Genomic DNA, 21381 nt, shown 5'->3' with positions numbered 1-21381 from the left:
CGCTTAGTGCGTCGCGCCGTTGGCCGCGCCTTCCTGCGCGCTGCCGAGTTGCGACAGGCGCTGTTCGTACAACGCCTGGAAGTTGATTTCCGCGAGATGGATGGGCGGAAAGCCCGCGCGGGTGATGGCATCCGCGATATTCGAACGCAGGTACGGAAACAGAATGGTCGGGCACGCAATGCCGACGAGCGGATCGATCTGCTCGGCCGGGATATTGCGGATGTCGAAAATGCCCGCTTGCTTGGCTTCGATCAGGAACGCGACCTTGTCCGTGACCTTGGCGGTGACGGTGCCCGTGACTTGCACTTCGAAGACGCTTTCCGCGAGACGGTCAGCCTTCACATCGACTTCGACTTCGACCGACGGCATTTCCTGTTCGAGGAAGATGCCGGGCGAATTCGGCTGTTCGAGCGACATGTCCTTCAGGTAGATGCGCTGGATATTGAAAAAAGGCTGGTTGTTCTCGTCGGACATGGTGTTTTCCTAAGTAATTCAGTGTCGGCGCGCGATTCTACCCGAGCGCGCGCGCCGTGCCGCCAGCTTGGCCGGACGGCGTGGTGTTTCAGGCCGACTCGAGCAGCGGCACGAGTCCGCCCTGGCGATCGAGCGCCGAAAGATCGTCGTAGCCGCCCACGTGCGTTTCGCCGATATAAACCTGCGGCACGGTGCGGCGGCCGGTGCGCGTCATCATTTCCTCGCGACGCCCCGGTTCACGGTCGATCAAAACTTTCTCGATGTTTTCGACGCCGCGCGACTTTAAAAGACGTTCGGCCATCTGGCAATACGGACACACGACGGTGCTGTACATCAACACTTTGTTCACTTGACGACTCCTTGTTTCACGACCGGCATGCCTGCCTTTTGCCAGGCATCCAGACCGCCTTGCAAGACGTGGACCTCCGCGTAGCCGGCTTCCGTGACGGTGCGGCTGGCTCGCTGGGATTGCTGTCCGGTCTGACAAACGAGCACGACCGGATTGCTCTTATTCTTGGCGATCTGGCCGATTTTTGCTTGAAGCTCCGCCATGTCGATGTTGCGCGCCGCAGGCAAATGCCCCTTGGCGAACTCGGCTGCGGGCCGCAGGTCGATGACCACGGCGTTGCGACGGTTGATGAGCGTGGTGGCCTCGGCCGCGGACACGCCGCCGCGCCCGCGCCGCGTGATGGCCGGCCACACAAGCAGCGCGCCGGAAACGAGCGCGATGGCGATGAGTACGAGATTCGTGTATTCAGTGAAAAACTTCACGTCGAGAGCCGCCGAAATAGAGAGGGAAAGGGAGAAAGAGAAATGAGGGCAATCGGAGCATTATAAAATAACCGTTTCCCGCGATGGCGGCGCCCCGCACGGAGTGGCAGCATTGACGGGCGCAGCCGCGCGCACCCCTTCCTCAACTGACCGACCTGAAAATCATGTACAAGCTAGTGCTCATTCGCCACGGCGAGTCGACGTGGAACAAGGAAAACCGGTTCACCGGCTGGGTGGATGTGGACCTCACCGAGCAGGGCAACCGCGAGGCGCGCCAGGCTGGCGTGCTGCTGAAGGAAGCGGGCTACGCCTTCGATATCGCTTATACCTCGGTGCTCAAGCGCGCGATCCGCACGCTGTGGCACGTGCAGGACGAGATGGACCAGATGTATATCCCGGTGGTCCATTCGTGGCGTCTGAACGAACGGCACTACGGCGCGCTTGCCGGTCTGAACAAGGCCGAAACCGCGAAGAAGTACGGCGACGATCAGGTGCTCGTATGGCGCCGCAGTTATGACACGCCGCCGCCCGCCCTCACGCCGGACGACGAACGCGCTTCCTTCAACGATCCGCGCTACGCGAAGGTTCCGCGCGAGCAGTTGCCGCTCACCGAATGCCTGAAAGATACGGTGGCGCGCGTGCTGCCGGTGTGGAACGAATCCATCGCGCCGGCCATCAAGGCGGGCAAGCAGGTCGTGATCTCGGCGCATGGCAACTCCATCCGCGCGCTGGTCAAGTATCTCGACAACATCTCGGATCAGGACATCGTCGGGTTGAACATTCCGAACGGCGTGCCGCTCGTCTATGAACTGGACGAGAACCTCAAGCCCATCAAGCACTACTATCTGGGCGATCCCGATGCCATCGCGGCGGCGCAAGCGGCTGTCGCCAAGCAAGGCAAAGCGGGCTAAAGACGAACGCGCCGGCCGGAGAACCATCCGCTCGGCGCGTCTCCACGCATGACGCACACATGGCGCGCGCTCGGCGCCATGGTCAGATTTGCGCGCATTCCCTGCAATATCTGCGCAAAACCGCTCTATCGCATGCCGAAACGTCAGGCATTTAAGTTGCGTTTAAGTCGTCAATTAAGGTGACCGGTTATACTGGCCCGTCACTTACGATGCAGCCCATCCGCTTCCGACCCGCACTTCCCTATGCGAAAGAACCTGAAAAACTTCGGCTTGGTAGTCGCAGGCGTCGCCGCCGGCGCACTTGCAACCTTGCAGATTTCCGCATCTGCTCAGCAGGCCGCATCCGCGCCGCTGCCGCTGGACCAACTGCGCTTGTTCGCCGAAGTCTTCGGGCAAATCAAGCATGAATACGTCGAACCGGTCGATGACAAGAAGCTCCTCACCGCTGCCATCAAGGGCATGGTGTCGAGCCTCGATCCGCACTCGTCGTATCTCGACAAGACCGATTACGAAGAGCTTCAGGAACAGACCAAGGGCCGCTTCGCGGGGCTTGGCATCGAGATCTCATCGGAAGACGGACTCATCAAGGTCATCTCGCCGATCGAAGACACGCCCGCGTTTCGCGCCGGCATTCGTCCGGGCGACCTGATCACGCGCATCAACGATAAGCCGGTGCGCGGCATGACGCTCGACAAGGCCGTCAAGCAGATGCGCGGCGACCCCGGCACGAAGGTCACGCTCACCATCTTCCGCAAGAGCGACGACCGCACGTTCCCGCTCACCGTCACACGCGCGCTCATCAAGGTGCAGTCGGTGAAGATGAAGGTGCCGGAGCCGGGCTACGGTTATATCCGCATCACGAGCTTCCAGGAACGCACGGTGCCTGATCTCGCGGCCAAGCTGCAGGATCTCGCGCGTCAGCAGCCGAACCTGAAGGGTCTCGTGGTCGATCTGCGCAACAACGGCGGCGGTCTGCTGCAAAGCGCGGTCGGCGTGGCCGGCGCGTTCTTGCCGGACAACTCCGTGGTGGTGTCGACCAACGGCCAGATCGCGGACGCGAAGCAGACGTTCCGCGATACCTACGACAACTACCGCCTGCCGTCCTTCGATACCGATCCTTTGAAGAACGTGCCGGAAATCTTCAAGAAGGTGCCGATGGTCGTGCTGACCAACGCGTACTCGGCCTCCGCATCGGAGATTGTCGCGGGTGCTTTGCAGGATCATCATCGCGCGCTGATCGTCGGCAAGACGACCTTCGGCAAGGGCTCGGTTCAAACGGTGCGTCCGATGACCGCCGACACCGCGCTGCGTCTGACCACGGCGTACTACTACACGCCGAGCGGCAAGTCGATTCAGAACCAGGGCGTGCGTCCTGACGTTCCGGTCGATCAGTACGCGGACGGCGATCCCGACGACGCGCTCGTCACGCGCGAAGTGGATTATTCGAACCACCTCGCCAACACGCAAGATCCGAACGAGAAGAAGGAATCGGAGCAGCGCGAGCAGGATCGTCTCGAACAACTGCGCCTGCTCGAAGAGCAGAACGACAAGAAGACGCCCGAGCAGCGCCGCAAGGACCGCGACCGTCCGCCGATCGAATTCGGCAGCAAGGACGACTTCATGCTCCAGCAAGCATTGAACAAGCTGGAAGGCAAGCAGGTCGTGGAGTCGAAGTCGTACGCGGAACGCAAGCTCGCGCAGAACAAGCCGGCGGTGTCGGCATCCGCGCCGGTGGTGTCGCCGCCTGCGTTGCCGGCCACGCCGGGTTCGGCGCCGGCATCGGGTGCGGAACCGGCGTCGTCGCCGACTGCTCAGCACACCGAGTAATCTTCGTTCGCATCGGCAGCAAAAAGGCTTCGCGGTTCATCGCCGCGAAGCCTTTATTCTTTGGCGCGCTTAAAATGTTTGGTTCAAGCGCGCCGTGTCTTCGGCGTTCCCTTCGCAGCCAATCGGCAGTATCAGCTCGATGAACGACGACCAACTCCTTCGCTATTCCCGTCACATTCTCGTCGATGAAATTGGCATCGAGGCGCAGCAGCGCTTTCTGGATGCGCACGCGCTAATCGTGGGCGCAGGCGGATTGGGCGCGCCTGCCGCGATGTATCTCGCGGCAGCGGGCATCGGAAAAATCACGCTGGTGGATGCCGATACCGTCGATCTCACGAACCTGCAAAGGCAGGTCGTACACGCGACGCAATCGGTGGGACGCACGAAAGTGGACTCCGCGCGGCAGACCTTGAACGCGCTTAATCCGGATGTCGAAGTGATCGCGGTGAACGCGCGCGCGGATGCGCCGTGGCTCGATTCGAACGTGCCCGGCAAGAGCGTCGTGCTCGATTGCAGCGATAACTTCGCGACGCGTCACGCGATCAACGCAGCGTGCGTCGCGCACGGCGTGCCGCTGGTTTCAGGCGCGGCGCTGCGCTTCGATGGCCAAATCAGCACGTTCGATTTCCGCTCGCCGGATTCGCCGTGTTATGCCTGCGTGTTCCCGCCGGATCAACCATTCGAGGAAGTCGCGTGCTCGACGATGGGCGTCTTCTCGCCGACGGTTGGCATCATCGGCGCGATGCAGGCGGCGGAAGCGATGCGCGTGATCGGCGGCTTCGGCAAAACGCTCGAAGGCCGCCTGATGATGCTCGATTCCCTGCGCATGGAGTGGAACACGATGACAATCGCGCGCCAGCACGATTGCCCGGTTTGCGGAAAGCGTTAAACCTTTTGTAGCTGGGCAAGCGCGGCGAGCAACTCGGCAGGTTCATACGCGGCCAGAACGTCGGCGACGGGCTTTTCGAACGCCTTGAGATTCGAGCGCAAAATCTCCTGCTTAACGACAAGCAACTGACTCGGATGCATCGAGAACTCAGTTAATCCGAGTCCAAGCAGCAAACGCGTGACCGTTGGATCGCCCGCCATTTCCCCGCACACCGACACCGGCACGCCCGCGCGCTTCGCCTCGCGCAACGTGTATGCGATCAGATTTAGCACCGCCGGATGCAGCGGATCATAAAGATGCGCGACCGCGTTATCCGCGCGATCGATCGCGAGCGTGTACTGAATCAGATCGTTCGTGCCGATGGACAGAAAATCCAGCCGCGATAAAAACAGCCGCACGGCAATCGCCGCTGCCGGAATCTCGATCATCGCGCCGACCTGAATCTGCCGGTCGTAGGCGATGCCCGCCTCGTCCAATTGACGCTTCGCCTCGCGAATCAGATCGAGCGTCTGATCGATTTCCTGCGCGTGCGCGAGCATCGGAATGAGAATCTTGGTCGAGCCGAACGCCGATGCACGCAAGATCGCGCGCAGTTGCGTCATGAACATTTGCGGCTCGGACAGGCTCCAGCGGATCGCGCGCAGGCCGAGCGCGGGATTCGGCGCGGTTTCGAAGCCATCGCCCGCGCTCATCGAATCGAGCGGCTTGTCCGCGCCCACATCGATCGTGCGAATGGTCACCGGCTTGCCGTTCATCAGTTCGACGGCGCGCTTGTACGCCTCGAACTGCTCCTCCTCTTCGGGCAACTGATCCTTGTGGTTCATGAAGAGGAATTCCGTGCGGAACAGGCCCACGCCCATCGCGCCCGCTTCGACGGCTACTTGCGCATCGTCAGGTAATTCGATATTCGCGCACAGTTCGATCTTCGTGCCGCACAAGGTCTGCGTCGGCGAGAACTTGAGACGTTGCAGCTTGCGCTGTTCCAGCAGTTTTTCGCTTTGCCGATACGAATATTCTTCGAGCACGATCGGCGCGGGATCGACGATCACGATGCCATGATCGCCATCGACGATGATGAGATCGTTCTGACGAATCAGCACGCTCGCCTGCTGCACGCCAACCGACGCAGGAATACCGAGACTGCGCGCGACGATCGCCGTATGCGACGTGCGGCCGCCCAAGTCCGTCACAAAGCCCTTGAACGCCTGCGTCTTGAACTGAAGCATGTCGGCCGGCGCAATGTCATGCGCGACCACGATCATCTCGTTGTGACCGTTGCCGTTCACCGTTTTAGCGACGAGCGTCGCGGCGGTCGGCGCACCCGCGAGCGCTTTCAGCAGACGTTCGACGACCTGCTCGACATCGGCCTTGCGTTCGCGGAGATATTCGTCCTCGATTTCATCGAAATAACCGCCGAGGATTTCGAGCTGCTCCGTCAGCGCCCACTCCACGTTGTAGCGGCGCGTGCGAATGAGATCGATGGTTTCCTGCACAAGCATGGCGTCGTTCAGGATCATCGTATGAACATTGATGAACGCGCCCATTTCGCTTGGGGCGTCGGCGGACAAGTCGGAGCGAAGCGTTTCCAGTTCGGTGAGCACGGCGGCCTGCGCCGTCAGGAAACGCTCGATCTCCGCATCGATGCGGTCAGGCTCGACCAGATAATGCGCGACATCGAGCGCGGCCGGCGCGATCAGATACGCCCGCCCGATGGCAATACCGCGAGAAACGGGAATTCCGTGCAGCGTGAAGGACACGCGCTTCTCCTTCTGATTTTATGGAAGGGAGCCGGCGCGACAACGCAGACTCTCTCGCGGCCTCGGCTCCGCGGCGGGCGCATGCCGCACGCGTATTATAAGTTCGAACCCCGGCTCCGTCCCTGACCGGGTGGTCAGGCAAACCCTCGTTTCGACGTGCTATGTAGAGACGCAAAAAAGCCGCGTCGGTGCGCGGCTTTTCGAGACCTGCCTGAAAGCGTAAAACGCTTACTGCCCTTCCCCGAACTTGTCGGCGATCAACCCGAGAATCGCCGTCATGGCATCCGCTTCGTCCGGGCCTTCGGTCTCGATGGTCACCGTGCTGCCGATGCCCGCCGCCAGCATCATCACGCCCATGATGCTTTTCGCGTTGATCCGGCGGCCATTGCGGCTCATCCAGATTTCGCTTTGATAATTGCCCGCGAGTTGCGTCAGCTTCGCCGATGCGCGTGCATGGAGCCCCAGCTTGTTCACGATGGTTGTTTCTTGTTGCAGCATGATGCTCCGAAGCGCAGGTGGATAAATAAGCGGCGTCAGTGGCTCGCGGCTTTGGCGGACACCAGATCCGCGCTTGCCGAGCAGGCCGGATCGGGCGAACCGGCGGCTTTGGTCGCGAGCGCGCACGGATTGAGCGGGGTGTTGGCATCCAGTTCCTGAATGCCTTTCGAGCCGCCCTGAAGAATCTTTTCGGTGAGCGTTTCGAGCGGCGTCGCGCGGTAGCAGACGGCGCGCACGAGCATCGGCAGATTGCAGCCTGCGAGCACCCGCACGCCCGGTTCGTGCAGACTCGCCGCGATATTGCCGGGCGTCGCGCCGAATACATCGGTCAGCACGATGGCGCCGTTCTCTTCCTTCAGACGATCGATCTCGGAGCGCGCGAACGCGCGGACCTCGACGGGATCACAGTCCGGCGTCACATCGATGACGCCAATACGCGCGGGCAAGCCGCCGTAAATATGCGCGATGCACTCACGTAGCGCGGTAGCGAACGGTGCATGCGCGATGATCAGAATGCCAGCCATGTCAGGATTGCAGCCTCTCGACGACGAAAACGTCAGTGACGGGAACGTCGTAAATCGCTCGAAAACGCGCGAGCGTCGCGGGATTCAGGTCTTATTTGGGCATGTCTTAGCAAAAGACAACGCCTGCGGAAAACCTTCCTCCGACCTTGACTTCAGCTTGCACCCACATTCTTAAACCGGGCTTTAAGCCCGGCGAGCACAAGATCGATTCATTCGCGCCCTCAATTGTTGCAGCGCGAGGAAATCGATTGTAACAGTGCTCGCCGCGACAGGCAGGCGCGGCGTTCAGGCACTTTCCGCCATCGTTCAACCGACTGCGCGCTCCAACGCATCGATGAACATGCCCGCGACATCGAAGCCGGTCTGATCCATGATTTCGCGGAAGCACGTCGGGCTCGTCACGTTCACTTCGGTGAGATAGTCGCCGATGGCATCCAGCCCCGCCAGCAACAATCCGCGCTCTTGCAGAATCGGCGCGAGCGTTTCGGCAATTTCACGATCGCGCGCGGACAGCGGTTGTGCGCGGCCCAAACCGCCCGCCGCGAGGTTGCCGCGCACTTCGTTGCCTTGCGGAATGCGCGCCAGCGAGTACGGCACGGCCTGACCGCCGATCACCAGAATGCGCTTGTCGCCATCCACGATTTCAGGGATGAACTTCTGCGCCATCACCGTGCGCACGCCGTCCTCGCTCAACATCTCGACGATGGAACCGAGGTTCATGCCATCCGCCTTCACGCGGAACACGCCCATGCCGCCCATGCCATCGAGCGGCTTGAGGATGACGTCGCCATGCTCGGCGTGGAAGGCGCGCAGACGCGCGGCATCACGCGTGACGAGCGTGGGCACCACGTATTGCGGCCATTCGGCGATGGCCAGTTTCTCGGAGTGATCGCGAATCGCCTGCGGCTTGTTGAAGACGCGCGCGCCGTTGCGCTCGGCGATTTCGAGCAGCCACGTCGCGTTGACGTACTCCATGTCGAACGGCGGGTCCTTGCGCATCAGCACCGCGGAAAACTTGTTCAGTGCGCGATGCTCCGGCATTTCCGCCGCGTACCACGGCGAGCGATCGCTGTTGGCCGTATCGCCGACGATCGTGATACGCCTCACGGCCGCTTCCACCGACGGCCCGCTCCACGCGAGATGCTGCGGCTCGCACGCATAGAGCGTGTGACCGCGCCGCGCGGCTTCGGCCATCATCGCGTAGGTGGTGTCCTTGTAGATCTTGAAACGATCGAGCGGGTCGGCGATGAAGAGGATGTCCATGATGATTCGCTAGAGCCAGGATTCAGCGCGTTGTCTGCCGAAAAGCAGTACGCAGGGCTTGCGAGCTTACCGCAAGCCGCGCCTTCACACCTGAATGGCTTCGGGATCAGTGCGTTCCAGTTCGACCGATGCCGCGAGCAACCCGAGCCGCGCCACCACGCCGTACATGTAGAAACGGTTCGGCGTGGCCGCGCCCGGCTTGGCGTGCGCGTCCGGCAACGCGGTGTGCTCGAAGCCGAGCGGCACGAAACGCATACCCGGCGCGCTCAGATTCTGGTCGCGCTCGCGCGAATCGTGCACGCGATAGAAACCGCCGACCACGTAACGATCGATCATGTACACGACCGGTTCCGCCACCGCGCTTTCCACGCGCTCGAAGGTATGCACGCCTTCCTGCACGATCACATCATGCACCTGAAGGCCTTCCTTCGCGTCGTTCATTTTCGTGCGTTCGCGCTTGGTGAGCGCGGCGACTTCGCTCGCGTCGTGCACGGTCATCACGCCCTTGCCGTACGTGCCGGCATCCGCCTTGATGACCACATACGGCTTCTCGCTGATGCCGTACTCGCGATACTTCTTCGCGATCTTCTTGAGCACGCCGTCGATGGCTTCGGCCAGCGCTTCCTCGCCGGTACGCGCTTCGTAGTCCACGCCTTCCACATGCGCGAAGTACGGATTCACCATCCACGGATCGATCTCGACCAGCTTGGCGAATTTCTTGGCGATATCGTCATAGCAGGAAAAGTGTGTGGACTTGCGGCGCACGGCCCAGCCCGCATGCAGCGGCGGCAGCACGTATTGCTCGTGCAGATTTTCGAGGATGGGCGGAATGCCCGCCGACAAATCGTTATTGAGCAGAATCGAGCAGGGATCGAAATTCTTCAGCCCGAGCCGCCGATGCGACCGCTCCAGCGGTTCCAGCACGATCTTCTGTCCATCCGCCAGCGCGATGGTCACGGGCCCGTGAATGTTCTCATCCAGCGTGCCGAAGCGGACGTTCAGCCCCGCCTGCCGCATGATGAGCGCGAGCCGCGCGACGTTCTCCAGATAGAACGCATTGCGTGTGTGCCGCTCGGGAATTACGAGCAGGTTCTTCGCATCCGGGCAGATTTTTTCGATCGATGCCATGGCCGCCTGCACGGCCAACGGCAGCACTTCCGGCGGCAGATTATTGAAGCCGCCCGGAAAGAGATTGGTGTCGACGGGCGCGAGCTTGAACCCCGCGTTGCGCAGATCGACCGAGCAATAAAAAGGCGGCGTGTGCTCTTGCCATTCGAGCCGGAACCACCGCTCGATGGCGGGCGTGGCCTCCAGGATTTTGCGCTCGAGATCGAGCAGCGGGCCACTTAACGCCGTGACTAAGTGCGGAACCATTGATTTCTCGCGGACAGCGTTGCTTGGGACCAGAGACGCGTAACCCTTGGACTCCGGCCGACAGGGGACGAAAGATTGTAGAGCAATTGCTTTGCCTAATTGGAGATGAACCGCCAATTAGCAAGGTTTCCCGAGCCTTGAAGCACAAGCGTTTCGTCTCGTGTGCGTTGGCTCATCGACAAAACCCGGACGTGCCGCGCGCAGCCGAAAAAAAACCCGCCAAGGTGGCGGGTTAAGTCGCTGCGCTCGTTCTTTGAGCGGCGAAAAACCAGTCGATGAACACCCCGGTTTTCCGCTTCGCTGCAACTTTCACATGCACCGGACCACGAACGATCCGGCGCGCATCCGTCATTCGACGTGTTCGCCGTGCAGCGAAACGTCCAGACCTTCGCGTTCCTGTTCTTCCGTCACGCGCAGGCCCATCACCATGTCGATGACCTTCAACAGCACGAAGCTCACGACGCCGCTGTAGACCAGCGTGACGAGCACGCCCTTGGCCTGCACCAGCACGCTGCCGTCGAAACCGCCGATGTCCTTCACCGCGAACACGCCCGTCAGCAGCGCGCCGATGATCCCGCCCACGCCGTGAACGCCGAACGCATCGAGGGAGTCGTCGTAGTTGAACTTGTGCTTGAGCCACGTGGCCGACCAGAAGCAGACCACGCCCGCGACGATGCCGATCACGATCGCGCCCGTCACGCCGACGAAGCCCGAAGCCGGCGTCACCGCCACCAGACCCGCAACCGCACCCGAGATGATGCCGAGCACCGAAGGCTTGCCCTTGGTGATCCACTCCGCGAACATCCAGCCGAAGGCGGCGAAGGCGGTGGCGATCTGCGTCGTCAGCATGGCGAAGCCGGCACGGCCGTCAGCCGCGACTGCCGAACCCGCGTTGAAGCCGAACCAGCCCACCCACAGCATCGATGCGCCGATCAGCGAGAGCACGAGGTTGTGCGGCGCCATCACTTCGCGGCCGTAGCCCACGCGCTTGCCGAGGACGATACAGCACATCAGGCCCGCGATACCGGCGTTGATGTGAACCACCGTGCCGCCCGCGAAGTCGAGCACGCCTGCCGTCGCCAGCCAGCCGGTCGGTTCCCAGACCATGTGCGCGATCGGCGAGTAGACCAGCAGCGACCACAGCGTCATGAACACGAGCATCGCCGAGAACTTCATGCGATCGGCGAACGCGCCGGTGATGAGCGCCGGGGTGATGATCGCGAAGGTCAACTGGAACGCGAAGTACACCGACTCCGGAATGGTCGTGGCGAGGTGGCTGACAGTCAGCGTCGTCGCCTTGTCGCCTTTGATGTAGGCCATGCCGTGCAGGAACACGCGCGAGAACCCGCCGATGAACGAACCGCCCGGCGTGAACGCGATGCTGTAGCCGACCACGGTCCAGAGGATCGTCACCAGACAGCAGATCGCGAAGCTCTGCATCGCCGTGGCGAGCACGTTCTTCTTGCGCACCATGCCCGCGTAGAACAGCGCGAGACCCGGAACCGTCATGAACAGCACGAGCGCGACCGAGGTGAGCATCCACGCCGTGTCGCCCGAGCTGATCTTCGACGAGTCGATCATGACCGGTTCGGTCGGCGCGGCAGGCGCGGCGTCGGACGCACCGGAAGCGGCGGCCGCCGCCGATGCGGCTTCGGCCGAAGAAGCCATCGCCGTATTGGCGCTTGCAGGCGCGCTGGCGGCGTCGGACGCGGGTGCCGAGGCAGCGGCCGGAGCGGACGCATCCTGGGCGAGAGCGGTGCCGACATTCGCGCCTACCAGCGCGCCCGCCACCAACAATGACATCAAAAAGTTGCGCATTCTTCTGGTTCCTCTTGTCGCTTGTCTTCCCAACTGCGTGTAGTTAGAGCGCATCGGCGCCGGTTTCACCGGTGCGAATGCGGATGACCTGTTCGATGGCGGTGACGAAAATCTTCCCGTCGCCGATCTTGCCCGTGCGTGCAGCGCGCTCGACGGCCTCGATCGCCTGATCGACGATGTCGTCCGACACGGCTGCCTCGATCTTCACCTTGGGCAGAAAATCGACGACATATTCCGCGCCCCGGTAAAGCTCCGTGTGACCCTTCTGACGGCCAAAGCCTTTCACCTCGGTCACCGTGATGCCCGAGACGCCGATCGCCGAAAGCGCTTCGCGCGCTTCGTCGAGCTTGAACGGCTTGATGATTGCGGTAATGAGCTTCATGTATCCCTCGCTGTGGTGTGCCTGATCCTTCGATGCCTTCGGAAGCAGGGTGCGTCCTTCGTGCAACCCGCCTCGTCCGCTCTGCGGGGCTGCTCAATCAGCGTGCAGAAAAGGTCCGCGCCAACTATGCAACTCGTATGCCATGCGAATGTTCATGCGGGTCCGGGCGATTTCGGCTCGCGGCGGCGTGGAAGGGTCGGCCGAATGGCTATTGCCCGTCGCGCATGCTGGCGTCGCGTGGGGTTCGTTGCTAGAGTGGTCGCGAGGTCCCGTAAAAAGGGGCAGGGGCGCGGATTGCGGGCGCGGCACAGCGCTAAAATCCCGGCGCCTGAAAGGTGCCTCGAAGTCGTCCGATAGCGGTTCGTCATGCACCAAGATCGATCATTCGAACCTTCGTAGCACTGACCTAACAATGAATGCACTTTTTTTGTGCAAGAGGGAGAAACATGAAACAGCCCAACGACGTTTTCAATGACCTGCAGCAGAAAATGAGCGAGTTTCTGAAGAATTCGCCGGCCAAGGATGTCGAAAAGAACATGAAGGCCATGCTTTCGCAGGGCTTCTCGAAGCTCGATCTCGTCACGCGCGAGGAATTCGACACGCAGACTCAGGTTCTGGTGCGCACGCGTGCGCGGCTGGAAGAACTGGAAAAGCGCGTGGCGCAACTGGAGCGGCGGCTCGCCGGCAGTTCGGCGCCGCAGGACTGACGCTTTAGTTTTAGTTTCCGAAGACCATGGCGAGCGAGCCGTGAAGTCGTAGTTCTTTGCCGGCGCAGTTTCAGTACGCGCGCCGATTCAGGTGAAATCATGTCGCTTGCCGTGGTCCGCAGCCGCGCGCCCGCCCCTGGGCGCGCGCCGGAAGTCGTCGTCGAAGTCCATCTTTCAAACGGGTTGCCGTCGTTTTCGATCGTCGGCTTGCCCGATCTCGAAGTCCGCGAAAGCCGCGAGCGCGTGCGCGCCGCCTTGCAGAATTGCGGCTTCGAATTTCCTGTCAGCCGCATCACCGTCAATCTCGCGCCTGCCGATTTGCCGAAGGAAACGGGGCGCTTCGATCTGCCTATCGCGCTCGGCATTCTGGCGGCGAGCGGGCAAATTCCGCGCGAGTCGCTGGAACATCGCGAATTCGCGGGAGAGTTGTCGCTGACGGGTGCGTTGCGTCCGATGCGCGGCGCGTTCGCGATGGTCTGTGGCGCGGCGCGTCAGTACGCCGGAGCGCACGCAGAAGATGCGCCGGTGCCGGAAATCTATGTGCCGCTTGCGAGCGCGGCGGAAGCGGCGTTGGTGCCGGGCATCGAGGTATTCGGTGCGAAGGATTTGCCGTCGCTCTGCGCGCATTTGAACCGTGTGCCGGACGCGCGCCTCTTTCCTGTGCAAGCCGCCGAGCCGTTGAACATTTCAAGCGGTGCGCCCTCGCCCGATCTCGCGGATGTCATCGGCCAACCGGCCGCGCGGCGTGCGCTGGAAATCGCGGCGGCGGGCGGCCATCACTTGCTGATGATCGGACCGCCCGGCGCGGGCAAGTCGATGCTCGCCGCGCGCCTCCCCGGCCTCCTCCCGCCGATGACCGATGACGAAGCGCTCTCCTCCGCCGCGATCCTGTCTGCGAGCACCATCGGCTTCGCGCCCGCGCAATGGCGGCAGCGGCCCTTTCGCGCGCCGCATCATTCGTCGAGTTCGGCGGCGCTCGTGGGCGGCCGCAATCCGCCGCAGCCGGGCGAAATCACGCTGGCGCATCTGGGCGTGCTGTTCCTCGACGAGTTGCCCGAGTTCGATCGTAAGGTGCTCGAAACATTGCGCGAGCCGCTCGAAGCCGGACGCATCACGATTTCGCGCGCCGCCCAGCAAGCGGACTTTCCCGCCGCCTGCCAACTCGTCGCCGCGATGAACCCGTGTCCGTGCGGATGGCGCGGCGATCCGAGCGGACGCTGCCGTTGTTCGCCGGACATCGCCACGCGCTATCTGCGCAAGTTGTCGGGGCCGCTGATGGACCGCATCGACATTCAGATCGAACTGCCTGCGCTATCGCCCGCCGAGCTTTCCGCGCGGAATGCGCCGCAAGGGGAATCGAGCGAAATCGTTGCGGCGCGGGTGTCGAATGCGCGCGATGTCCAGCTTCGTCGGCAAGGCAAGATCAATCGCGAACTCGATGGCCGTGAAGCCGACGACGTTTGCCGCCTCGGCCCGGACGCGCAATCGCTGTTGCGCACGGCGGGCGAGCGCTTCGGCTGGTCGGCGCGCGCGCACTACCGCGTGCTGAAAGTGGCGCGCACCATCGCGGATCTCGCCAACGCGGAGACGCCGAGCACCGCGCATGCGGCAGAAGCGGTGCAATACCGGCGGGCGCTATCCATCGCGTGAAGTTCGAAGATCATAAAAATTGTCTGTCAAGACTTGACTTATACACACCGACGCGATCCTCGCCGAATTTTCATCCTATTGAATGACACGTTTCAGGTCATTTCGCAGACCATTGATTTTATTGAACTATTTAACTTGCCGCGAAGGAAGGCAAAGTAAGGTAAACGGCGTGCGGCGGGCATTCGCGCGTAAACGTTCGATCTTTTCCACATAGTTATCCACAGACACTGTGGATAGTGGAAAAAGTCCAGACAAATCCGTGCATTAGCCATCAAACCTACGACGAAACATTCACTCTTCAGAGCATTATGAGATAGCTCTTAAGCAAACGTTTCCGTGATTTGAAGGTTTACTCTAAAACAGCTTGAAGGACGTAAAGAACTGGTCCGCCTGGTCGTCAGGAGGCGGTTTGACGGAAACGATTGCGAGTTGATAGACGTGCGCACCCTTCGCAACGAAGCGCGCGCGGATGGTCCGCGCCTCGCGCTTTTCCCCGGTTTTCCCTTCGACCACCATTTCGCTGCCGAGCACGCGTCCGCCTGCCGCCAGCTCGATTTGCGTCGCGCGCGCGGCGGGCATTGCGTTCACGTTGTGCGCGAGACCTTGCTGAAGGTAGTCGAGCGTCGCGCGCTGCATGGCCGGATCGGCGCTCGGAAGTTCGACGGTGCCGACGGCGAACACGGTGTCGTCCACCTCGGCGGTTTGCATGCGCATGGCCATCGGTTTGCCGGCGATCTCGATCTTGCGCTCGGACGTGCGCGGCTTGGCGGGCAGCGTCACCTCGTAGCCATCGTCGTTGTTCATGATCGTGCGCCAGTCGTAAGCCGGCGAGCACGCCATCAGCAGGCCGGATGCGACAGTGGCGCACAGCAAACGCGTGGCGGGCGAAATGTTCGGGAGAATCCGGCGCACGCCGGGCAGTTTGGAAGAGAAAATTCGCTTCATGACGGACCGCTGCGTGGAAACCATCATTATCGCGCCGCGATGCCGGGCTTATCTCTCCGTCACGACTTCATCTCGAAATCAGAGCTAGAATATGCAGCACCTTCTCCATTGCGGTCGCGCCTGCTCACGGCGTTTCCGAGGCTCATCACATGTCTGAATCCACGAAAATTTCAACCACGCGCGCTAAAAGTCCGCTGCGATATGTCGCGATGGTGCTCGTCGCGGGCGTCATCGCCGGGACGGGTTATTTCGCGTTCGGCGGCCAGCAAAAGGTGCCGGATGCCACCTTCACGCTGCTGTCCGGCCAGAAGGTGTCCACGGCGGCCGATCTGAAGGGCAAGGTTTATCTCGTCAACTTCTGGGCGACGAGCTGCGAGACCTGCATGAAGGAAATGCCCGACATGGTGAAAACGTACAACAAGTTCAAAGGGCGCGGCCTTGAATTCGTCGCGGTGGCGATGAACTACGATGCCCCGATGTACGTGACCAACTACGCCCAGTCGCGCAATCTGCCGTTCAAGGTCGCGATGGACGATGGCAGCGTGGCGAAGCAGTTCGGCAACGTGCAACTCACGCCGACCACCTTCGTCGTCGATAAGGACGGCAAGATTTTGAAGCGCTATGTCGGCGAGCCGACGTTCGCGGAACTGGATCAACTGCTGGACAAGGCGCTGGGTTCTGCGGCTTAAAGTTGCAAACGCCCGCGTCGATGCGGGCGTTTTGGTTTACCGGCTCACCGCTCCGAAGGCTCACCCTTCACCGCGATCCCATACCGCTTGATCTTCTCGTAAAGCGTCGCCTTCCCGACCTGTAACCGATCCGCCGCCACCGCAACCGCGCCGCCACACTGCTCCAGCGTCTCGCCGATCACCACGCGCTCGAACTGCTCCGTGCGTTCCTTGAGCGATTGCGTCGAGACATCGAGCGCCGACGCGCCGCCGTCATCCACGATGCCGAGCACCATGCGATCCGCCGCGTTGCGCAGTTCGCGGACGTTGCCGGGCCATTCGCGCTGCATCAGTTCCGCGCGCTGACGGTCGGTGATGAGCGGCGCGGGCCGTTGATAGCGCACGGCGGCATCGAGCAGAAAATGTTCGAACAGCGGCACGATGTCCTCGCGCCGTTCGTTGAGCGGCGGCAGCGTGATCGTCACTACATTCAGCCGATACAGCAAGTCGCGCCGGAACGTGCCGTCCGCGACGTGCTCGTTCATGTCGCCCTTCGCCGCCGCCACCACGCGCAGATTCGCGCGCACCGGCTGATTCGAGCCGAGCCGTTCCAGCACGCCGTCCTGAAGCACGCGCAGCAGTTTCACTTGCAGCGAGAGCGGCATGCTCTCGATTTCGTCGAGAAACAGCGTGCCGCCCGACGCCCCTTCCAGCCTGCCGATGCGCCGTTTCTGCGCGCCGGTGAACGCGCCCGCCTCATAACCGAACATCTCGGATTCGAACATTTGCTCGGGCAGCGCGCCGCAATTCACCGCGACAAACGGCTTGTCCCGGCGCGGCGAGAGATCGTGCAGACTGCGCGCGATCAGTTCCTTGCCCGCGCCCGTATCGCCGTTGATGAGCACAGAGGCATCGGTCGGCGCGATATTGGCGATCAGCCGCCGCACCTGTTCGATGGCCGGACTGCGCCCGATGATGCGCGGCCCCACGCCGCCCTGCTCCGCTAGTTCGCGCCGAAGCGCCCGGTTCTCCAGAATCAGCGTGCGGCGTTCGAGCGCCCGCCGCACCGCTTCGATCAAACGCTCGGAAGCAAACGGCTTTTCGATGAAGTCGTACGCGCCGTCGCGCATCGCCTGAACGGCCATCGAGATATCGCCGTGACCGGTGACGAGGATGACCGGCACTTCGGGCGCGCGTTCGCGGCACTGCGCGAGCAGATCGAGACCGCTCGCGCCCGGCAGACGGATATCGCTCACGACCACGCCGGGAAAATTCGCATCGATCATGCGCGCGGCCGCTTCGACGCTGCCGTGCCCAATCACCTCGAAACCCGCGAGTTGCAGACTCTGCACGCTCGCGCGGCGCACGAGTTCGTCGTCCTCGATAAAGATCACCTGCAAACCGGTGCTCATGTGTTGCCCCTGCTGATGATTCATGTGTTTAAGCGCGATGCAGCGTCAGCACGAACTCCGCGCCGTGCGACCGGTCGGCGTCGTTCTGCGTGCCACCTTCCGGCCCGTCCGCGACGATGGGCGCTTCGCGATTGCGCGCGATGAGCGTGCCACTGTAATCGCGCGCAATCGCCGACGAAATCGCCAGGCCCAGCCCCAGCCCGTGGCCCATTTCCTTCGTCGTGAAGAACGGTTCGAAAAGGCGCAGCAAGGTATCGGCGGGAATGCCGGGACCATTGTCGCGCACGACGATGGCGATCGCATCGCCGCGCGCCGCCGCTTCCATCTCGATGACGATGCGCGGCTTGTCGCACGACGCCACCGCATCCAACGCATTGCCGATCAGATTGATGAAGACTTGCTCCAGCCGCAAGTCCTCGCATCGCACGAAGACCGGCGCGCCCTCGCCGCTCAGTTCCGGCGCGATTTCCAGCGTGACGTTTTTCAAACGTGGCCGCAGCATCGACGAGACATTGCGCAGTGCGCGCGCCACATCCGCGCGCGCGTTCTTGGGCCGCGCCTTGGTGACGAACAGCTTGAGCTGATTCGTGATGTTCCCCATGCGCTCCGTCAGCGATGCAATCGCTTCGAGATTCTCACGCGCCGCTGCCTGATCGCCGCGCTCGATCAGCACGCGCGTGTTGTCGGAAAAACTGCGCAACGCCGCGAGCGGCTGATTCAGTTCATGCGTGATGCCCGCCGCCATTTGCCCGAGCGCCGCGAGCTTGCTCGCCTGCACGAGTTCGTCATGCGCGGCGCGCAAATCCTGTTCGGCGCGCGTGCGTTCGTTCACTTCGCGCGTGAGTTGCGCGTTGGCTTCGGACAGGTCCGCCGTGCGTTCGGCCACGCGCTGATTCAGTTCGGCATAGGCCTTTTGCAATAGCTCGCGGCTGCGGATCATCTCGCGCACGCGCGTGCGCCGCATGCGCCAGTAGAACGTCAGCAGGCACAGCGAGACGAACAGCAGCCCCGTGACGATCACCGCATTCTGCGCCGCGCTTTCCACGGGATCGAGTTGCGCCATGGTGATGAGTTGCCAGTCCGGCTCGCCGATGGAACGCCGCGTCGCCAGAAACACCGGCGCATCGCGTCCACCGCCGACGCGCACGATCTGCGCGCCTCCTTCCAGCGTCTTCACTATGCTCATGGGCAGCGGCGTGATCGGCTGCTGCGCGTACTGACGCGTCTCGAACACCGACGCCTCGACCTTCTGCGGCAGCGGCCGCACCGTGTGATATTTCCACGCGGGCACCGACGACAGAAAGATCACGCCATGATCGTCCGTGACGATAAGCGGCTCGGAAGCATCCGCGCCTTGCAACCATTCGAGATTGAGCTTCACCACCGCCACGCCGATGATCTGCCGCGTGCCTTCCTTGAACACCGGCTGCGAGATGTAATAGCCCGGTTCGATCGAAATCGTGCCGATGCCAAAGAAACGGCCCACGCCGCCTTTCATGGCATCGATGAAATATGGCCGGAAGTTATAGTCCACGCCGACGAAACTGTCCGCGTTGTTCCAGTTGCTCGCCGCCACGCTGATGCCGTTCGCGCGGATCAGATACGTGACGGTGGCATGCGCGCGCGCGTTGAGGTCTTCGAGATAGCGGTTCGCGCGATCGACATTTTCGGCGTCCGGATGATCGAGCGCGTTCTGCACGACCGGATGCCGAGACAGCAGATACGGCAGATATTCGTAGCGGTCGAGCGTGCTCTTGAGCGTGGTCGTCGTGCGGTCCACGCGCGCGGCCGCATTGAGCCGCAATTCGTCGATGCCCCGCCGCCACGCGACATGCCACGTCAGCGCGCAACACGCCATCATGGCGGCGAGCAACGCGAAAAACACGACGATACGGCGCGTCACGTGAGCAGAATCCCGCGAATGAGGATCTGTCATTGTGGCATAGGCATGCACCGGATCGGCGTCCGCAAACGGCTGCGGCGAAGCACCCGTGGAGCGAGGCTTCGCCGCATGCATGGCTGCGTCGTTCAAAAAAGGAACGTGCTCAGACCGTCTTCGCTTCTTCGGTGTCCGTGACATCGACACCGCGCGCCAGCACCGCCTTGAGCTTCGCGCGGTCCAGTTCGTTTTCCCACGCCGACACCACGACCGTCGCCACGCCGTTGCCGACAATGTTCGTCAACGCGCGGCATTCGCTCATGAAGCGGTCGATCCCGAGAATCAGCACCATGCCCGCGAGCGGAATGGTCGGCACCACGGCAAGCGTCGCCGCCAGCGTGATGAAACCCGCGCCGGTCACGCCGCTCGCGCCCTTGGACGTAAGCATGGTCACCGCGAGCAGCGTGATCTGCTGGCCCCACGTGAGGTCGGTATTGGTCGCCTGCGCGATGAACAGCACCGCCATCGTCATGTAGATGTTGGTGCCGTCGAGGTTGAAGGAGTAACCCGTCGGCACGACCAGACCCACGACCGAGCGCGAGCAGCCGAGCTTTTCGAGCTTGAGCATGAGCTGCGGCAACGCGGCTTCCGACGACGACGTGCCGAGCACGATCAGCATCTCTTCCTTGATATACGCCACGAACTTCAGGATCGAGAAGCCGACCATGCGGGCAATCGTGCCGAGCACTACGATCACGAACACGATGGACGTGAGATAGAACGTGCCGATTAGCTTGAGCATGGGCAAGAGCGAACCGATGCCGTACTTGCCGATGGTGAAGGCCATCGCGCCGAACGCACCGATGGGCGCGAGCTTCGTGATGATTCCGACCATGCCGAACAGGATGCTCGACAGCCCTTCGATGAAGCTCGTCACCACGCGGCCGCGCTCGCCGATATGCGCGAGCACCGAACCGAACAGCAGCGCGATCAGCAGGATCTGCAGGATTTCGCCCTGCGCGAACGCCGACACGAGCGTGTCAGGAATGATGTGCATGAAGAAGTCGACCGTGCTCTGGCCGTGCGCCTTCGTCGCGAAGGATTCGACGGATTTGACATCGAGCGTGGACGGATCGACGTTGAAGCCAACGCCCGGCTTCAGAATGTGCGTGGCCGCGAGGCCGAGAATCAGCGCGAACGTCGAGACGATTTCGAAGTACAGCAGCGCCTTGCCGCCGACGCGCCCGACCTTCTTCATGTCCTCCATCCCGGCGATGCCGGTCACGACGGTACAGAAGATGATCGGCCCGATCACCATCTTGATGAGCTTGATGAAGCCGTCGCCGAGCGGCTTCATGTCGGCCGCGAGCGCAGGATAGAAGTGCCCGAGCGCGATGCCGATGATGATGGCCACGATCACCTGCACGTACAGGACTTTATGGATAGGTTTTTTCACGATGTTTCCAGGCATTAACAGGCGGTTGGCGAAAGTACAGCCAGCGGCGGGCTTGATGCGCGGAGCGCTTCCATGCGCTGAACGCGTCGGTCGAGCGGGAGCCGCTTGTCGTCGACGGATTCAGGGATGCTGGGATGCGAGAGGGGTCATCGGCTTGTCTCCTTGACTTTTATAGG

At 62.1% G+C, this 21381-nt stretch carries 20 protein-coding genes; 6 read left to right on the top strand and 14 right to left on the bottom strand.

The genetic code is table 11. The annotated features are described in order from the left end of the window. Nucleotides 1-3: 3 nt before the first annotated feature. The 3 genes from secB to ACZCWR_RS03710 all read right to left on the bottom strand — a co-directional run bounded on the left by secB (nt 4) and on the right by ACZCWR_RS03710 (nt 1245). Entirely contained in the window at nt 4-474 is a 471-nt protein-coding gene (gene secB / locus ACZCWR_RS03720) for a protein-export chaperone SecB (protein ID WP_487302386.1), read from the bottom strand. Between the two features lie 88 nt (nt 475-562). Beyond that, nucleotides 563-823: a glutaredoxin 3 gene (gene grxC / locus ACZCWR_RS03715; protein WP_487302385.1), complete on the bottom strand. Its 261-nt coding sequence runs from the start codon at nt 821-823 to the stop codon at nt 563-565. Further along, on the bottom strand, nt 820-1245 hold the full coding sequence (locus ACZCWR_RS03710; protein ID WP_487302384.1) for a rhodanese-like domain-containing protein: 426 nt from the start codon (nt 1243-1245) through the stop codon (nt 820-822). The genes grxC and ACZCWR_RS03710 overlap by 4 nt, the downstream gene beginning before the upstream one ends. Before the next feature lie 164 nt (nt 1246-1409). Between ACZCWR_RS03710 and gpmA the strand changes: the two genes are divergently transcribed. The 3 genes from gpmA to ACZCWR_RS03695 all read left to right on the top strand — a co-directional run bounded on the left by gpmA (nt 1410) and on the right by ACZCWR_RS03695 (nt 4872). Next, nucleotides 1410-2156 (top strand): 2,3-diphosphoglycerate-dependent phosphoglycerate mutase, encoded by a 747-nt coding sequence (gene gpmA / locus ACZCWR_RS03705; RefSeq protein WP_487302383.1) that lies wholly within the window; start codon nt 1410-1412, stop codon nt 2154-2156. 243 nt (nt 2157-2399) lie between these two features. After that, the gene (locus ACZCWR_RS03700; protein WP_487302382.1) at nt 2400-3983 is read left to right on the top strand and encodes a S41 family peptidase; all 1584 of its coding nucleotides are present in this window, start codon (nt 2400-2402) and stop codon (nt 3981-3983) included. Between the two features lie 139 nt (nt 3984-4122). Continuing rightward, nucleotides 4123-4872 (top strand): HesA/MoeB/ThiF family protein, encoded by a 750-nt coding sequence (locus ACZCWR_RS03695; RefSeq protein ID WP_487302381.1) that lies wholly within the window; start codon nt 4123-4125, stop codon nt 4870-4872. On the opposite strand, the gene ptsP is transcribed toward ACZCWR_RS03695, so the two are convergent. From ptsP to ACZCWR_RS03660, 7 genes are all read right to left on the bottom strand, one after another. After that, the gene (gene ptsP / locus ACZCWR_RS03690; protein WP_487302380.1) at nt 4869-6629 is read right to left on the bottom strand and encodes a phosphoenolpyruvate--protein phosphotransferase; all 1761 of its coding nucleotides are present in this window, start codon (nt 6627-6629) and stop codon (nt 4869-4871) included. The genes ACZCWR_RS03695 and ptsP overlap by 4 nt on opposite strands. A gap of 228 nt (nt 6630-6857) precedes the next feature. Then, the gene (locus ACZCWR_RS03685) at nt 6858-7127 is read right to left on the bottom strand and encodes an HPr family phosphocarrier protein (protein WP_487302379.1); all 270 of its coding nucleotides are present in this window, start codon (nt 7125-7127) and stop codon (nt 6858-6860) included. A 35-nt stretch (nt 7128-7162) separates the two neighbouring features. Beyond that, nucleotides 7163-7651 carry a PTS sugar transporter subunit IIA gene (locus ACZCWR_RS03680; protein ID WP_487302378.1) on the bottom strand — a complete coding sequence of 163 codons (489 nt, stop codon included), beginning with the start codon at nt 7649-7651 and terminating at the stop codon, nt 7163-7165. Between the two features lie 306 nt (nt 7652-7957). Then, nucleotides 7958-8914 (bottom strand): glutathione synthase, encoded by a 957-nt coding sequence (gene gshB / locus ACZCWR_RS03675; protein ID WP_487302377.1) that lies wholly within the window; start codon nt 8912-8914, stop codon nt 7958-7960. Nucleotides 8915-8998: 84 nt separating this feature from the next. Continuing rightward, nucleotides 8999-10288, bottom strand: coding sequence for a glutamate--cysteine ligase (gshA, locus tag ACZCWR_RS03670; RefSeq protein WP_487302376.1), 1290 nt, complete (start codon nt 10286-10288; stop codon nt 8999-9001). A 348-nt stretch (nt 10289-10636) separates the two neighbouring features. Further along, the gene (locus ACZCWR_RS03665) at nt 10637-12106 is read right to left on the bottom strand and encodes an ammonium transporter (RefSeq protein ID WP_487302375.1); all 1470 of its coding nucleotides are present in this window, start codon (nt 12104-12106) and stop codon (nt 10637-10639) included. 43 nt (nt 12107-12149) lie between these two features. After that, nucleotides 12150-12488, bottom strand: a complete 339-nt coding sequence (locus tag ACZCWR_RS03660; RefSeq protein ID WP_014190273.1) for a P-II family nitrogen regulator — start codon at nt 12486-12488, stop codon at nt 12150-12152. A 446-nt stretch (nt 12489-12934) separates the two neighbouring features. On the opposite strand from ACZCWR_RS03660, the gene ACZCWR_RS03655 reads away from it, so the two are divergent. Both ACZCWR_RS03655 and ACZCWR_RS03650 read left to right on the top strand, forming a co-directional pair. Continuing rightward, complete coding sequence (locus tag ACZCWR_RS03655; protein WP_487302374.1) at nt 12935-13195, top strand: accessory factor UbiK family protein; 261 nt, start codon at nt 12935-12937, stop codon at nt 13193-13195. 99 nt (nt 13196-13294) lie between these two features. Next, nucleotides 13295-14845 carry a YifB family Mg chelatase-like AAA ATPase gene (locus tag ACZCWR_RS03650; protein ID WP_487302373.1) on the top strand — a complete coding sequence of 517 codons (1551 nt, stop codon included), beginning with the start codon at nt 13295-13297 and terminating at the stop codon, nt 14843-14845. 354 nt (nt 14846-15199) lie between these two features. On the opposite strand, the gene ACZCWR_RS03645 is transcribed toward ACZCWR_RS03650, so the two are convergent. Continuing rightward, a complete protein-coding gene (locus ACZCWR_RS03645) occupies nt 15200-15790 on the bottom strand; it encodes a hypothetical protein (RefSeq protein WP_487302372.1) in 591 nt (196 codons plus the stop codon). A gap of 149 nt (nt 15791-15939) precedes the next feature. Between ACZCWR_RS03645 and ACZCWR_RS03640 the strand changes: the two genes are divergently transcribed. Beyond that, nucleotides 15940-16479 carry a peroxiredoxin family protein gene (locus ACZCWR_RS03640; RefSeq protein WP_487302371.1) on the top strand — a complete coding sequence of 180 codons (540 nt, stop codon included), beginning with the start codon at nt 15940-15942 and terminating at the stop codon, nt 16477-16479. A 44-nt stretch (nt 16480-16523) separates the two neighbouring features. Here the strand turns inward: ACZCWR_RS03640 and ACZCWR_RS03635 are convergent, their stop codons facing one another. The 3 genes from ACZCWR_RS03635 to ACZCWR_RS03625 are packed head-to-tail and all read right to left on the bottom strand — an operon-like array spanning nt 16524 to nt 21205. Next, nucleotides 16524-17870 (bottom strand): sigma-54-dependent transcriptional regulator, encoded by a 1347-nt coding sequence (locus tag ACZCWR_RS03635; protein ID WP_487303229.1) that lies wholly within the window; start codon nt 17868-17870, stop codon nt 16524-16526. Between the two features lie 28 nt (nt 17871-17898). Next, on the bottom strand, nt 17899-19887 hold the full coding sequence (locus tag ACZCWR_RS03630) for a sensor histidine kinase (RefSeq protein WP_487302370.1): 1989 nt from the start codon (nt 19885-19887) through the stop codon (nt 17899-17901). Between the two features lie 28 nt (nt 19888-19915). Continuing rightward, a complete protein-coding gene (locus ACZCWR_RS03625) occupies nt 19916-21205 on the bottom strand; it encodes a dicarboxylate/amino acid:cation symporter (RefSeq protein WP_487302369.1) in 1290 nt (429 codons plus the stop codon). Nucleotides 21206-21381: the final 176 nt, after the last annotated feature.

The sequence above is a fragment of the Caballeronia sp. A2-2 genome, assembly GCF_057612605.2.
The sequence above is the reverse complement of the archived record's forward strand: the minus strand, read 5'-3'. Positions and strand labels throughout refer to the sequence as shown.